Here is a 15,611-nt window from a genome sequence, read left to right on the forward strand (position 1 = left end):
CATTTTCTGAAAGTCCGAGGATATCAAAACAATATAGTCAATGGCTTTACGGTTGGGAAGTGGGTTATGTGTGATCATTTTCCACTATCTCTATTTCCTCCGGTGTGAGACCGTAAAGCTTATAAACCATTTGGTCAATCTCACGTTCAATGGCTGTGGTATCAGCTTTGGAATCATTTTGCTTGAGAGTTAGGATTTTATCAACGAGGGTAATAAAGGGCTGTTGTTCATTTAATGATAGCCCTCTTGGTATGGGAAACGGCATAAGATAATTTGTTTTAAATCTAAAATAGTTACCCCGAAGCACAGAGCCAGTTGTTGTTAGAAAGTACCAGAAAAGCCTTGAGTTTAGTATGCTTAAAAAATACTTTAATGATTCTTTGACAGTTTTTTTAAATATAAAGCTATAAATAGTTGTTGTATGATAAAGCCCTCTTTCATCAACTGTCATTTGACAACCGGAGGCAATATCCGGTGTTACAATTTTTGGTTTTTCGAATTCTGTCAGATTTTTAGGGTATATATAAGCATAAAACTGTTCATGGCTCATACGGTCTTTTTCTCTACTTTCTAATGTTTTTTTATTTTCAAGCAAATACTTCCATGCCAATGGGAAGTCCATTTTAATCTCGTCCTGAGTAAACAGAACAGCTTTACCACTTTGCATCTTATATGGAAAGATGCACCATATTTTAGGTTCAAGTTTTGAATAACGATGAACATCTGCTCCTTTCATCAAAGGTTTTACAAAATCTTTCTCTATTTCAATTTGACAATTAAGGGATTTTGAAAAGGCTGTTATAATTCCGTTTCCCTCGGAAATATGTTCGAGAAAGTATATTTTATCAGCGCTTGTTGCAATGCCTTGAAATATTTTTTCACAAACATCAGCAATTGTTCTTGTTTGTTTTTTGAGTTTTTTTAAAACATCTCCGGCATTGCCTGCTGAGAAATGCCAAGGATCTTCATCTATTGAATTTGTCTGAAGTATTTTTATATCAACTTTTTCACCGTGCATATTTTTATGAATATTTATGTCATCAAATATTTCATTCAGGTCGTTTACAGTTGCATTTGGCTTTAATTCAGCAAATTTAAAGGCATCATTACCTAAAGATAAAAACAAAAGGCAGGTGTATGTTGTTGCAGATTCAAAAATTTGACTGCTACCGAAATCTACAATCTTTTTCAAAAGCTTTTTAGAACCTAATAAATTACGCAGGTTTTTACCGAAAGCCGCTTGAAAAAACTTGTGTGGCAATATATAGGCAATATTGCCTTTTTTACTCATCAACCCCGTGGCAAGCTCAACAAAGCAGACATAGATATCGTAACTGCCTGAGGCTGAAATATATATTTGTTTAAGTTTTTCCGCTAATTCTGGATTGTTTTTCTGAATCTCCTGTATGCGTAAATACGGCGGATTAGCAATCACAATATCAAATCCACCTTTTTCAAAAACTTCAGCAAAATGAAGTTTCCAAAGAAAGAATGGTTTTGTGTTTGATTTTTTGAACTGTTCTAATTTTATAAGTTCAGATGTTTTATTCTGCTCTCTTAGAGTGGCTTCTATTAAATCCCACTCTATTTTCTCAATCTGCTTTTTAATTTTACCTTTTAATTCTTTCTCGCTGGTTTCAAAAAATTCTTTGTGAAGTAGCTTTAATTCATCCCTTTTTTGTATTGCCTCATTTTGGGCGTCAAAAAGTCCATTACTATCTACAATTTTATCATCTTCTTTATTTAAGTTGTTCAATTGTTTTTCAAGTTTTTTTAATTCTTCTTTTATTTCTGCATCCTTAGATGTTGTTAGTTCATTTTTTGCGTGACAAGAAAAGCGTTTCTTCTGCAATAATAACTGTTTCTGTTTTGTTAATTCGATGAGTTTTTGTTTGTCAAAACTTATACCTGTAATAAGCTTTTCGTCAAAAAGTTTTATCCCTTCATATTCTTCAAGCAAGCTGTTACCCTGCATTATCTTGAAATCCAGATTCGGCAAAGGCTCAATACCCCAATTGTCTTTCGTTTTATCAACCGTCTCGTCAACTAAAAGTGCAATAAAAAATCGTAGTTTAGAAATTTCCACCGCAATCTGTTGAATATCCACACCATATATACACCTTTGGATAAGATACAGTTTCCGGCCATAATCGGCGTTTTTACCGCTAAAATATTCCTTAATTCTTGTTTTTGTTGCTCGCTTGACACTTGGGTCAGGTATTGCATCCGCAGCTCTCAGTTGTGCTTGTTCCCATAGTTTGTTTCCATCATCAATTTTATTGAGAATAAAAACTAATTTATTCAGTACGCCCATAGGAAAAGCACCGGAGCCAACCGCAGGATCAACTATTTTAACATTTTCAATCAGCTCTACAAGCTTTCTTGTTTCGCTGTCATTAAAAGGGTTTTCATGGCTTCCGGGTGAAAACAATTTTTCCAACCTATTATCTATATCTACTATATCAGGCAGGTGAGTTTTGAAATAAGCCTTGAGAGATTCGATAACCATATAATCAACAATTTCTCTGGGTGTGTAGTAACTGCCGGTAGCTTTGCGGGCTGTGGTGGATGTTTCCGGATTAAAGCTGGCCAGCAAGTTTTCAAAAACCCGTCCTAAAAGCTCCGGGTCAAGTGCGACGTCAGCGTCATCTGGAGAGTTCTCATCTATCGTGAAATTAAATGAAGATAGAATATTTAAAAGCCCACTCACTTTGCAGTTTTTATTTTGTGTACCGTAGGCTTTACTTAGATCAACTTTTTGTTCCTGACTGAAAAACAAATAATTGGGAACTGACGGCTGGTTCTTTTTAGTACGTGAAAAACCATCAATGATTATTCCATTTTTCTTGTCGTCAAGACACTCAAAAAGGCCGCCATTTAAAAAAGGAATATCGCCAAAATATTTATTTATCTCATCAGGATTTTGGAAAAGCTCCTGATAACGAAAAACGTACTGATTTCCAAAGTCGGGATTGTTTCCTTTATAGCCCCTCACCTCACTCCCAAATTGACGCTCATCTTTTTTAGTGCTTAAAGTGGCAAAAAATAGATTCTGTAAAATAGCAGTATAATAAGTTGATTCATCTAAGGCTGTATTTTTTAGAATAGTATTTATACTGGTTTCTTCAAATAAGTCTTTTGGTACTAAACTGCGTTCCCGCATAAACCAAATAAAAATCATTCTGGTAATCAGCCGAATTACAGCAATATTCCTGCCGTTTTCTTCAGCTTCAGCATCTTTAGGAAACCGGCAGCACTCCACCGCCCAAAAATACCAATCGGCAATACTCTTGTAAAATTCTTTAGTAACTTTTTCAACGGAGAACGCATCTTTGATTTTTGCTAAACTGGAAAAATCACCGTCAACAATTTGTTGCTTGAATGTCTTGTTAGTTAATTCATTACCAACAAAATAGGTAAACCGGCGGAAATTGCTCCACTGTCGGCTCGTGCCGGTTGATTCAGGATAAACAAGCGAGAAGCGGAAATTGCCGCTTGAATTATAAAAGATAAAAATCCCTGCTGAAAACTTTTGATTTTCTATGGATTTTAAAATATCTTTAGCTATTTCATATTGTGCTTTTTTACCGGAGCGTTCTGAAAGTTCTTTTTTAACTTCAAATGCATAGATAATTAAGCTGTCACCATCTGAAAAATTGATTTCTCCAAGTTTCAGTCCATCTTTAAAATGATCATCGTCATAGTAAGAGTATTTATCTCCCATCGGTTTAAACTGCCGGCTCTTCTCCCGGAAAAAACGATTGAACTTTTCAACTGAGAAATTATCTATTACCATTTCTAAAATTTGTCTTGCTTCACTCATATTTTTTATTCTCAATAGCTATTATGATTTCTTTTTTCTGATCTTTCTGCCGATTCTTTTCTTTGATCAAATAATCACCGCCCAATTTCTTTTTTAATCCAAGAATATCTTCAATTGAATCCTCTTTAAAATTCCCTATTCGGCGCAATGTATAATCTGCCAACGTGCCGCAATCTAAAATATCTTCTCTAAGTGTACGTAGAAATTCCTTGTGTGGCATTAGTTCTTCCCTCGTACTTCCGATAAGAGAATCAAGATTAATTTTTGCTTTCTGCTCCAGGTTTTGCTCATTGACCGGTCCAGGGCGATAATCCCGAAAATCCTTAATTGACTGATACGCTTGCCAAAATTGTTGTGTGTTCCAGTCAAGCGCATCTTCCTCCGGCGTACAAACTATTTTTTCAAATACATCCTCAAAAGTGGTTTGATATGGCTGCACTTTTTCTGTATCCGTTTTTGCTGCGTTTACATACAGCCGCCCCTTTTTAAAAAAAACCAAGAGTTCGTTTTCGTCATACTTCTTAGCTGTTTTAATACGACGTGGATAATTTTTAAGATTTTCAAACAAATCCGGATTTTCTTTTTCGATTCTCAAAAATTCCCTTAGGGCTTTGGTGTAAAAACTTTCCTCCTCATGCTCATCCGGATTTTGCTGCAGCCTATTAAATAAGCCTGCAGGGGTTGGAGTTTCGTCTATATCAAAAATCTTTGAATCCTCACCAAGTGCGGTATGAATAAGGAACATTTTATTGGCGGCTATTTCCCGGGACTGTACTAATTCAGCACCCTTCTCGGTTGGGAAAAAATTCACGACGTAAAGCTCGTCAAAAACTTTTTTACTGATACGGTTAACACGCCCAAGACGCTGAATGACACGTACAGGATTCCATGGAATATCATAATTGATGACCATTCCGGCACGATTGAGATTAAATCCCTCGGAAATCCTGTCGGAGGACAGTAGTAGTTCGAAATCATTTTCCTGCACAGGATAAGAAGCATCAAAATTTTTGTTTATTAGAGATATTTTTGATGACGGTAAATCACCGGCTACAACCAGCATCTTACCGCCAAAATGTTTTTCCAGTGCTTTCTCCAAATAGCGCACAGTATCAACATATTCGGTAAAGATAATTATTTTTCGTTTGTGCTGCCCTTTGGTGGGTTTTTTAGAGAATTCTTTCTTTATGTTTTCAATAAGACAATCTGTTTTAGGATCGTTCTGCAGCAGATATAACTTAGAAAGCTTTGCAAGTATCTCATCGAATAATTCAAGGTCTGATTGGATATCCTCAAGAAACTGCTCTTTACGTATAAAATCGTTGAGTTTGTATCTTTTATGATTTTTAGGATATTGCCCCTTTTTTATTTTTTCTTCATACTCAATCAGAGATTTTTCAATTTCGTCAGCATCGAACTCATAAATTTTTTCTAAAAGAGTGCGATCCATGATATATTCACCGGTTCTTTTGATAAATTCCAAACTATTTTCAGTTATTCTTTTGAAATTTTTTATGCTTTGCTCAAAAGAACCAAAGGAACTTTCAAAACGTTTAACGATTAAGCGGCGCATGAAATCAAACAAGTTCCGCTGTTGTTGGAATTGCCGGTTATCATCCTCGGTCATTTGTTCTTTAACGCCTTTTTCGTATTCAAACGGTCTATAGACAGCACCCTTGAAACGTCCTCTATCATCAGGATCGCCAAAATAGCTTTCAATTATTTCCGTATAGAATTCAGATTGCTCTTTACTTAACTCAAAAAACCACTCTATCGGGTCGGCTACTTTGGATAGTTCTTTTACCTCGTTTTTATAAAACGGATTATTTTGCAAATCCAAACGATTGCGTCTGATTGTTACCGGATCAATAACATTCCTGATTTGCTTTGCAAGGTAGCGAGCTCTTTCGGCTACTTTTTTAAGGTCAATTTTACTCTCTTTAAATAATGTCTTATAATACTTAAGTGCCTTGTTTCTTTTTATGTTATCCGGGGAGTTCCAATATTTTTTGATAATTCCAAGCTTGTCGAAAATTCCTTTAAATTCAGCGAATTGGACCGCAAGATTACTTTCTAATGTAATAGAGGATTTTTTAGGCGTAATAAACAACTTAAGGAGTGAAAGAATGTCGCCGGGACGATTGTTAAATGGAGTGGCGGTAAGTAAAATAACCTGCTTTTCCCTACAGATGTTTTTTAGAAGCTCATAGCCCTCTGTATCCTGATTTCTGAAACGGTGCACCTCATCAACTATCACTACCTCGATATCTTTTGCTTTCTTTATAAATTCTAAGGTGTTTTCCAAATCACCAAGTGATACTGCTTTCCAGCCATCTTTTGCTAAGTGAAAATCTTCTAAATATTTTGTCCAACCGGAATCGTGATTCCCTAACAACCCAGGCGGACAGATCACTATGCCTCGTTTTTTAAGCTCTTTGGCAATGGCGCAGGCGATAATCGTTTTCCCCAAACCCACAACATCAGCCACAATAACGCCGTTATTGTTTTCGATAATGGATAGTGCCTGTCTCACTGCATCAAGCTGGTATTGGTATGGTGTATAGCCGTTTTCTTCCAATGTTTTTATCAGGGACTCTCTGATTTCTTTTTGTTCAAATGAATCCAGATAAGTTTTCAGGACTATACAAAAAGCTTCAAACGGCGTAACATCTTTTATAAGTGTTTCATTTTCAATCACATCAACAAGTTTCTTTTTAATATCAGCGCATTCTGTAATTTTTACTGCATCGCTCCAAAGCTCATCAAAATAGTTTTCAGCATCCTCAAAACCATAGTCACCAATCTCTACATTAAATTCGTTTTGAGTGGAAAGCCCGGCCTTTGTCAGGTTGCTGCTGCCGGTTATAAACAGATTTCTTCTGCCGACCTGACTCTGTTGCAGTTTAAATAAATAAAGTTTGGCGTGATTAGGTTTATAGGTTTTACGGATAATCAGCATGTCTTTTTGAATACGCCCAATGAAAAATTTTACTTGCTCGTAAAATTCTTTATTATCAAAAATTTCTGTATTTATAGATTTTTTTATTGACCCAAAAAACTTATATACTCTTTCATCGTCTGATAATTGATCATCTTCTGGAAATTCAATCAGGCCAAAGTTACAATAATCAACATTTAATCCCACCAGAACCTTTGTGACGACATCAAGATTTGATTTTAGTCCTTCATAAAGTTCCCTTATACCTGAAAAGTAAAAGAAACCGACAAGAAATTTTAATTTCTCGCTTTTGGTTATAAGCTCTATCAAGCGGTTTTTTAGATTTTTTGCGCCACTGTTTGTAATGAAATTGCTCATAACTTATATATCATTAACCCTATCAAAAGCTGGTTCCCCCCCTCAAAATGTTTAACTTTTCATCGTTACCTATAGTATAACAGCATTACTTCGGATGCCTGTATAACTCTTCATAGATATACTAACAGATTTTATAAATTCAATCAAAGTGCCCTAATAATTGTAAAGTTGACCGTCTGAACGGTAAAACCGGATAAATATTCGTATCACAAAAACAACTTATAAAATCCGTTTAAGATATCAACAGGAGTTGGTGGACAGCCCGGAATATAAACATCTACCGGAATAATCTTGTCAACTCCTCCCAAAGAAGCATAGCTTTCACCAAATATCCCGCCATTGCAGCCACAGTCACCGGCTGCAATTACAAATTTAGGAGAGGGCACTGCATTATAGGTCCTGACAAGAGCTATTTCCATATTTTTAGTTACCGGCCCTGTGACAAGTAATACATCTGCAAATCTGGGTGAGGCGGTAAAATGAATACCAAATCTCTCACAGTCATATACCGGGTTATTTATGGCATGAATCTCAAGCTCGCAACCGTTACATGAGCCTGCATCCACTTCCCTTACCGCTAAGCTCCGCTTGAAATACTTTTTTACGGAATCCTCAAGTTTGATTTCCGATATGGTTATTTTGGGGTCATCAATTCGTGGGCTTGAGTCTGTAACAATGCCTGTGTGGAGAAATATCTGGCGCAGAATTCTAATCATAGGTCATGCCCCGAATACGACTGATTAAAACTCTTGTTGCAAAGAGGAAAATCAGGGACTATATTACCCTTTATTGCCTGCTCAAGGGCCAGCCAGTTTACACTGGACGGGTCTCTGACCATACACCTGTTTATTGCTCCGGTGGGGCCGCTTTGTAGCCAGTAGAGTATCTCCCCGCGCCATCCCTCAACCGCCGCAAACCCTGTTGAATCAGGCAAGGGCACGCTGCACTTAGTAATTATGCCGCTTACAGGCATTTTTCTGAGAATACGCCGCAACAGGCGCACGGACTCCCGTATTTCCTCTACCCGTACCCACACCCTTGCGTGCACATCCCCGGCGGTAAGCACAGGGGCCGCTACTTCCAGTGAATCATATGGAGGGTACGGGTTATGAACCCTGCAATCTACATTAAGGCCGCTTGCCCGTGCTACTATTCCTACCGTACAAAGCTCTCTTGCCAATTCGGATGACAGTATGCCGGTGTTACGCACTCTGTCCTCAAGCGAAGCACTCTCCTCATAGATAGTAACCAGCCGCCCAAAGTCTTCCTCAAGGAAATCCAGCTCCGTTAAGATTTCCTTTTTGCCCTCTGAATCTACATCAACTGTCACACCACCGGGAATCACTCTGTCCATCATAAACCTGTGCCCAAAGAGCTTATGGTTGGTACGCATAAGGCTTTCCTTAAGCCGTGAGCACTGATATAACATAAAAGCAAATGCAGCGTCATTGCAAATTGCCCCTATATCGCCAAGGTGATTGGCAATACGCTCCCGTTCAAGAAAAAGTGCCCTAAGCCACTGCGCCCGCTCCGGCACCCGGCACTGTGTCATCGATTCAAGGGCAATGCAGTAGGCCGTGGCGTGAGCAACTGTTGTATCACCAGATACCCGCCCTGCTAATTTAACCGCAGTATCCCACGCCATAGATTCAAATCTCTTTTCTATCCCCTTGTGGACGTAACCAAGACGCTCCTCAAGATTAATTATGGTCTCCCCAACCGCCTGAAACCTGAAGTGTCCCGGTTCAATTATACCAGCATGGACGGGGCCAACCGGAATCTCATACACGCCCTCACCCTCAGCCTTAAGCCATGCGTAGTCCCCTTCCACCGGTTGCATCGGCTTTGATGCGTCAAAACACTTTCTGAGAGGCCATGCATCCTGCGGCCAATCCTCAAATTTTATCCACGGTCTGTCATCCGGATGCCCCGCCGGTGTTATCCCCATGAGGCTTCTTATTTGGCGCTCAAACCTGTAGGCTGGCACAAAGTGCTTTATAAGGCTTGGGAAGGTTGGATTATGCTGAGGCAGCCGAGCCTTCACTATCAGGTACTCGCTCCCCCATCTGTAACAAGCATGGATGCCGAAGCCCCTGCCTGCATCTCTTTCATCTGTTGCCCACTCTGCACTAAGAAAAGCAAATGAGTCCTTTAGCACTTTAGCGGCCTCTGCAAATCTCTCCGCCGGCACTGTAAATGTAACCGGAGTTCTGTTTTTATCAGTGACCGCTTCAGCGCCAAATGCGCCCTTAAGTGCCTCAGCTAATGTATTCATTTCAATAACTCTACCGCACTCTGAAACCACTTATTTAGGAAATCCGGCAGATAGAAACCAAGGGCAAGCACCAGTGTCATGTGAAGCAAAACCGGTGTGCGGGCTGTCTTCATTGGTGTATAATATGAGGGAACATCCCCTGCGACCATATATTGAACTTTCCTCAGAAGCCCTGCAAAGGCAACAGCAAGGCCTATAAGGATAAAAGGCGCTAAAAGTGGCGCTTCCTTTATGGTAGCGGTAAGAATTAGAAATTCACTTGTAAAAATACCAAAGGGCGGCATACCGGCAATTGCCATCGAAGATAGCATCAATGTCCAGCCGACAAAAGAATCACCGTTAAACAGTCCTTTTATTTTAGCTATCTCCTGTGTACGGTGCATTTGGCAAGCGTTGCCTGTAATGAAAAATATTGAGGATTTTGTAAGGCTGTGCATAAGCATATGCAGAAGTGCGCCAAATGTGGCGATAGACCCGCCAAGACCAAAAGCAAAAGTAGCAATTCCCATGTGCTCGATAGATGAATAAGAAAACATGCGCTTAATATCTCTTTGTCTGAGGATGGAAAAAGAGGCAACTAAAATTGATACAATCCCGAATCCCATCATAATGTTTCCGGCATAGTGGGTGTGAGTTGAGCCATCCACCAGCACCTTGCATCTGACAAGAGCATAGAGAGCGATATTTAACAGAAGACCTGAGAGCACTGCTGAGATAGGTGTAGGGCCCTCACTGTGGGCGTCGGGAAGCCAATTGTGTAAGGGAACAAGACCCACCTTCGTGCCATAACCCACAACCAGAAAAACAAAAGCCAGAGAAAGTACAGTAGGTTCAAGCTTGCCGCTTACCCCAATAAGGTTTGTCCAAAGCAGCGCCTCCCCGCCCTCACCCAACACTTTCTCAGCCGCAAAGTATAACAAAACCGTTCCAAAAAGAGCCTGAGCAATGCCGACCCCGCAGAGTATAAAATACTTCCATGCGGCCTCTATCGCTCCGGGGCTGCGGTAGAGCGAGACCAGAAGCACAGTTGATAAGGTGGCAAGCTCCATCGCTATCCACAACACCCCTATGTTGTTAGTGAGCAAACACAGCAGCATAGCAAAGATAAACATTTGAAACATAGCATGATAAAAGCGCATACGCCTGTGTCCAACCCGTCCGTGTTCCCTCTCTCTTTCCATATACCTGCGGCTAAAGACAGCGGTAGTAACAGAGACAAAAGAGGTAAGCACAGAGAGGAATACGCTAAAGGCGTCAACATAGAAGAATTTGCCGCCTGTTATAACCGGCCCGTGGTTGCAGACCTCAATGGCAAGAACAGCACCGGCTGCAAGAGTTAAAACCGATGATAAAATATTTAGTTCAGGTGCAAACCTCCTGTCCCCGATAAAGGCTAAAACCAAAGCAGCCACAAGCGGCGTTATAAGCAAAACAAGGAGTATCATTCAGTTGTCCTCCCGCAGGCTCTCCATCTGCTCCACACTGAGGCTGTCAAATGTTGTGCTTATCTGGAAGAAAAATATTCCGAATATGAAGGCGGCAATTAAAACATCCAGAGCAACACCAAGCTCCACCACCAAAGGCATACCGTATGTCGCACTGGTAGCTGCAAAGAAAAGACCGTTCTCCATTGCAAGAAATCCTATTATTTGCGTGACGGCGTGTTTTCTCGTTATCATCATTAGAAGCCCTATCATAACTGTTGCAAGGGCAACTGCAAGGGTTGAACGGGTTATAAGAGTGGAAAGCTCTCTGACCGGGGCTGTAAGATGGTACGAGAAAATAACAAGTGCAATGCCTATCAACATTGTCGTTGGGATATTAACTATTGTTTCCATCTCTTTTCTGATCTTAAGGCGCACAGCAAGGACATGCAATATGTACGGTAGGAGGATTACTTTTATCGAGAGAGTTAAAACCGATGATATGTAGAGATGATGCTTGGCGGCCACAAACCCTACGAGTGCTGTGTTTATTGAAAGAAAAAGTCCCTGCCATGCAAATAAGGTGACTAAGCTTTTTATTTTCCTCTGCGCAAGCATTGCAAAAGCGCTTAATAACACCAATGCCGCCAGAAAACTATTTATCTGTGCCATTACCTCAACGCTCATATCACTCCAGAATAAAAAAGCATATCATACCAAGAGTAGCCATCAAAAAAGCGGCTCCCAGAAATTCGGTTAAACGGAATAATCTCATCTTTGCAAGCCCGGTCTCCGTCAGAACCACGGCAATACCAATGATGCCAAGCTTTATAAGCATAAAGAAAACTGATACGGCAATCTCCCCTGCGGTATCAGTGGCAGCTATCCCCCATGGCAAAAAACATGCAATACCAAGTGTGGCAAAAAGAAAAAATCTCATCATTGCGCCCCACTGTATAAGAGCAAGGTGTCTGCCCGAATACTCCAGAATCATTGCCTCATGCACCATGGTCAACTCAAGGTGAGTTGCCGGATTATCTACCGGAACCCTGCCTGTTTCTGCAATTACTACAAGAATAAATGCAAGTGCAGCAAATACAATTGACGGCCTCAAAATCAACACGCCGCTTTGAAATGACTGCACTATGTGAAACAAGGATGTTGACTTTCCTGCCAGTGATACGGTAAAAATAGCCATCAAAATGGCAGGCTCCGTAAGAGAAGCTATCATCATCTCACGACTGGAACCCATCCCGCCAAATGCAGTGCCCACATCCATCCCTGCCAATGCGGTAAAAAATCTGGCTGTTGAAAAAAGTGCGATTAAGACAATAATATCAGCACTTGGCGCCAAAAACAAGTTCATCGAAACTATAGGAATTACGCTTCCAACAACAACTGAGGTGCCAAAGACAAAATACGGAGTAAAACGAAATATCCACGAGGCGTTATGAGCCAGCACAATATCCTTGACAAACAGCTTTGCGATATTTCTGTATGGCTGAAGCAACCCTGCCGATGACCTCCCCTGAGACCAGCACTTCAGCATGTCCACCCACCCTACAAAAGCAGGAGCCGCCGACAGGACAATCAGTACTTGCAAAACCTCGATGAAAATCAAATTTAATGCTTTCATAACAAGCCCAGCAGAAGGATTATTGTTACAAATGAATATATAAGGTACACATGTATTTTACCATGCTGGAGCATCCCTGCTTTTCTGGAAAACAACACGACTATATCAACAACGGGTTTATAAATCCAACCCCAAAAGCGGTCTCTTACTCTGAGGTAGTAATTTGATCTCACAGGAAAAGCGGAATGTCTCTGCTGCCGGGATACACTTACCTGCTCTCTTATATCAAAAAGAAACCCGAATATTCTGCGAAACGGCATAGCAAAAGATACGGCGTTGTATTGCATTTTTTGATTAAGTTTTTGAAACCCGCAATCCCAAACAGGCCCCCTGCGTATTTTGCCTGACTTAACATGGAGCAATAAGTAGGTAACTGTACAAACAACAATAATGCCGATAAGGACAAGCGGCCCTGAGTAAGAAGCCCGTTCAGGGTCAACCGGAGTCAGCCACATCCAGCCATATACCCCTGAGGTAACATTAAGTTTTGTTCCAAAGAGCCGCTCAGTAATGACGTCCATCCAGTCTGTTACAATGGTTGGCAGAATTCCAAGACAAAGACAAGTGAACGCCGCAAGAGTCATCCCAATACGCATAGTCCATCCCACTTCAACTACGTCGTGCCGGCTGTGGCCCCTGCGGTTACCTAAGAAAATAACGCCGAAGGTTTTAACAAATGCGGCGGATGCCATGGCGGCGGTCAAAGCAAGCAGGGCTGCTCCCAAAGGTATCAAAAGCTTCATAAGCTGGTTTGGCAGTGACGGGGAGAGCAAAAACGCCTGAAAGATAAGCCATTCTGAAACAAATCCGTTAAATGGAGGTAGTCCTGAAATTGATATGCAGCCAATCAGAAAAAACACTGACGTCCACGGCAGGCAGCGTATAAGCCCTCCCATTTCATCCATATTTCTTTCATGGGTGGCGTGAAGGACAGCCCCCGCCCCCATAAACAACAGTCCCTTGAACATTGCATGGTTCATTACATGATATAAGGCGGCTATGAGGGCAAGAGCTGCCATAAGCGGAAGATGAAAAGAGGTAAAGATCATAGCCAACCCTATTCCTATCAGGATTATTCCAATATTTTCAACCGAGCTGTAGGCAAGCAGTTTTTTTAAATCGTGCTGCATCAGGGCATAAAGTATTCCCATGACGGCTGAGAGCAACCCCAGCACAAGCACCACCGCCCCCCACCACCAAGGAAACACCCGTATTATGTCAAAAGTAATTCGTATTATTCCATATATAGCGGTTTTAAGCATTACTCCACTCATCAGGGCGGAAACATTTGAAGGCGCTACCGGATGCGCCTCAGGTAGCCAGACATGAAAAGGGATCACTCCGGCTTTGGCCGCAAAACCTAAAAAAGAAAGCAAAAATGCCGCCGTTGCCCATCTCAGTGGAAACTCCGTTTGCCTCATTGCATCAAAAGTATAAGCTGTAAAATTCTCAAAACCTGTCGTAATTCCAGCCAAAACTCCAAAAGAAAGAAGTATTAAGATTGCCCCGACATGGGCCATTACCATGTAAAGATAGGCAGCCCTCCTGTTTTCACTGCGTCCGTCCTCAAATATAACCAGGAAGTAAGACGATGCTGCCATCACCTCCCACGAAATCATAAAAAACATGGCGTCATCAGCAAGGATTACCATAATCATTCCCATAACAAAGAGATTGTAAAACACGATAAGTCTCTTTACAGGCTTACCCTCGGCAAGGCCGTTTACATAACCAATTGAATATATTGAAACATAACATGAAAGCAGGCCGACAACAAACAGAAAAAATCCGGAAAGACTGTCAAGCCTCAGATGAAATGGAAGAGCCGGCAGCCCCAGCGGCAGTACCATCTGTTCAGTTATACCGCCGGTCACTGCCAAAAGCCCTGCAATAGCAGTTACTAAAGAAGCTAAGGCTGATACAGAAAAACAGAGGTATATCAAGAGGTTACGGCTTTTGCTAATTGCCATGGCAATAAAGAGCGGTATAATAAATGTAAGGGTAGTAAAAAGTGATAATTCTATAGTGGTTACCAACTGTGTATTACCTGACAGATTGGTTTTTCTAAATGATTTATTTGCAGAGCAGCCATATTTATACTGCTAAGTTTATAGTGTACTGATACATCATCAATTGACACACGGCAATATGCTATCCTATTGAATAATTGTTTGTCAATATATAGAAAGTTTATAAATTGCTTGTCTATGACTTCATGGTAGGCCGTTTCAACACTTAATAGGCCGATTTGGCCTATATCAGAAAGTTAGCCGCAATTCTTTAATTTCAGGCCAATAGTATATTGTAGTCTATAGATAGGCCATTTTGGCCTGATTCTGAGTTTGATTTGTTATTGCAAGAGTATATTAAAAACAAAAAATCATTGTTTATCAGGCAGTTATATGTTTGGCATGAAAATTGTAATTATAACAGTAAACAGGTGAAATGGCCGTTTAACGGGCATTGATTGAAACAAAAAGGAGGGTAATACTATGGAACTGAAGGACCTAATCCCGTGGTGGAACAAGGGCTCAAATTTAGCCATAAGGCGTGAGGAGGAGCCCGGGTGGGCAACTTTACACCGCAACATCAATGAGCTTTTTGACAACTTCCTTGACACTGCCGGCTTCGGACCCTTTGGTGGTTTTGGCGGGAGGTTTAGTCCGAGGATAGATGTGATGGAAGGTGACAAAGATATCAGAATTACAACGGAACTGCCCGGCATGGATGAAAAAGACATTGATGTTTCATTGAGAAAAGACTCCCTGATTATACGTGGTGAAAAGAAGGACGAAAAGGAGACTAAAGGGAGCAACTACTACCGGATGGAGCGCAGCTATGGCAGCTTCTCACGGTGCGTCGCTCTTCCTGCAGAGGTGGAGACAGATAAGGTTGAGGCTGTATTTAAAAACGGAGTGCTGACAATTACCATGCCTAAGACTGAAGAGGCTATAAAAGAGACTAAAAGGATAGCAGTTAAGGCGGCATAAGTTTTTCAAGCGCCCCAACGCCCGGGCCCGGTGATTTTTTGAGAAAGAAACTTTTTATATTGAAAGTAGGGGCAGCCCCCGTGGCTGCCCTAATAGTTGTTATGATAATATACAAGTTTGCAGTCGTAAAATATGTATTAAAATTAT

At 40.8% G+C, this 15,611-nt stretch carries 9 protein-coding genes; 1 reads left to right on the top strand and 8 read right to left on the bottom strand.

Going from position 1 to position 15,611, the window contains the following annotated elements:
- Nucleotides 1-64 precede the first annotated feature (64 nt).
- The 8 genes from H7844_08840 to hyfB all read right to left on the bottom strand — a co-directional run bounded on the left by H7844_08840 (nt 65) and on the right by hyfB (nt 14,510).
- A complete protein-coding gene (locus H7844_08840) occupies nt 65-3,823 on the bottom strand; it encodes an Eco57I restriction-modification methylase domain-containing protein (GenBank protein ID MEO5357391.1) in 3,759 nt (1,252 codons plus the stop codon).
- On the bottom strand, nt 3,816-7,139 hold the full coding sequence (locus H7844_08845; protein MEO5357392.1) for an SNF2-related protein: 3,324 nt from the start codon (nt 7,137-7,139) through the stop codon (nt 3,816-3,818). The genes H7844_08840 and H7844_08845 overlap by 8 nt, the downstream gene beginning before the upstream one ends.
- A gap of 206 nt (nt 7,140-7,345) precedes the next feature.
- Nucleotides 7,346-7,855, bottom strand: a complete 510-nt coding sequence (locus H7844_08850) for an NADH-quinone oxidoreductase subunit B family protein (GenBank protein MEO5357393.1) — start codon at nt 7,853-7,855, stop codon at nt 7,346-7,348.
- Nucleotides 7,852-9,414, bottom strand: coding sequence for an NADH-quinone oxidoreductase subunit C (locus tag H7844_08855; GenBank protein MEO5357394.1), 1,563 nt, complete (start codon nt 9,412-9,414; stop codon nt 7,852-7,854). Before H7844_08855 ends, H7844_08850 begins: the two co-directional genes overlap by 4 nt.
- Complete coding sequence (locus H7844_08860) at nt 9,411-10,859, bottom strand: hydrogenase 4 subunit F (protein ID MEO5357395.1); 1,449 nt, start codon at nt 10,857-10,859, stop codon at nt 9,411-9,413. Before H7844_08860 ends, H7844_08855 begins: the two co-directional genes overlap by 4 nt.
- Nucleotides 10,860-11,525, bottom strand: a complete 666-nt coding sequence (locus tag H7844_08865; GenBank protein MEO5357396.1) for a formate hydrogenlyase — start codon at nt 11,523-11,525, stop codon at nt 10,860-10,862.
- Nucleotide 11,526: 1 nt separating this feature from the next.
- Entirely contained in the window at nt 11,527-12,474 is a 948-nt protein-coding gene (locus H7844_08870) for an NADH-quinone oxidoreductase subunit H (GenBank protein MEO5357397.1), read from the bottom strand.
- Nucleotides 12,471-14,510, bottom strand: a complete 2,040-nt coding sequence (gene hyfB / locus H7844_08875) for a hydrogenase 4 subunit B (protein ID MEO5357398.1) — start codon at nt 14,508-14,510, stop codon at nt 12,471-12,473. Before hyfB ends, H7844_08870 begins: the two co-directional genes overlap by 4 nt.
- Before the next feature lie 456 nt (nt 14,511-14,966).
- Here hyfB and H7844_08880 point away from each other — a divergent pair, with 456 nt between their 5' ends.
- The gene (locus tag H7844_08880; GenBank protein ID MEO5357399.1) at nt 14,967-15,464 is read left to right on the top strand and encodes an Hsp20/alpha crystallin family protein; all 498 of its coding nucleotides are present in this window, start codon (nt 14,967-14,969) and stop codon (nt 15,462-15,464) included.
- Nucleotides 15,465-15,611: the final 147 nt, after the last annotated feature.

This window comes from Nitrospirae bacterium YQR-1, assembly GCA_039908095.1.
Taxonomy (GTDB): domain Bacteria; phylum Nitrospirota; class Thermodesulfovibrionia; order Thermodesulfovibrionales; family Magnetobacteriaceae; genus Magnetomonas.

Excerpts from the sequence above, each read along its gene's own strand:
- H7844_08840 (MEO5357391.1), bottom strand. The coding sequence starts at position 3,823 with ATGAGTGAAGCAAGACAAATTTTAGAAATGGTAATAGATAATTTCTCA.
- H7844_08845 (MEO5357392.1), bottom strand. The coding sequence starts at position 7,139 with ATGAGCAATTTCATTACAAACAGTGGCGCAAAAAATCTAAAAAACCGC.
- H7844_08850 (MEO5357393.1), bottom strand. The coding sequence starts at position 7,855 with ATGATTAGAATTCTGCGCCAGATATTTCTCCACACAGGCATTGTTACA.
- H7844_08855 (MEO5357394.1), bottom strand. The coding sequence starts at position 9,414 with ATGAATACATTAGCTGAGGCACTTAAGGGCGCATTTGGCGCTGAAGCG.
- H7844_08860 (MEO5357395.1), bottom strand. The coding sequence starts at position 10,859 with ATGATACTCCTTGTTTTGCTTATAACGCCGCTTGTGGCTGCTTTGGTT.
- H7844_08865 (MEO5357396.1), bottom strand. The coding sequence starts at position 11,525 with ATGAGCGTTGAGGTAATGGCACAGATAAATAGTTTTCTGGCGGCATTG.
- H7844_08870 (MEO5357397.1), bottom strand. The coding sequence starts at position 12,474 with ATGAAAGCATTAAATTTGATTTTCATCGAGGTTTTGCAAGTACTGATT.
- H7844_08880 (MEO5357399.1), top strand. The coding sequence starts at position 14,967 with ATGGAACTGAAGGACCTAATCCCGTGGTGGAACAAGGGCTCAAATTTA.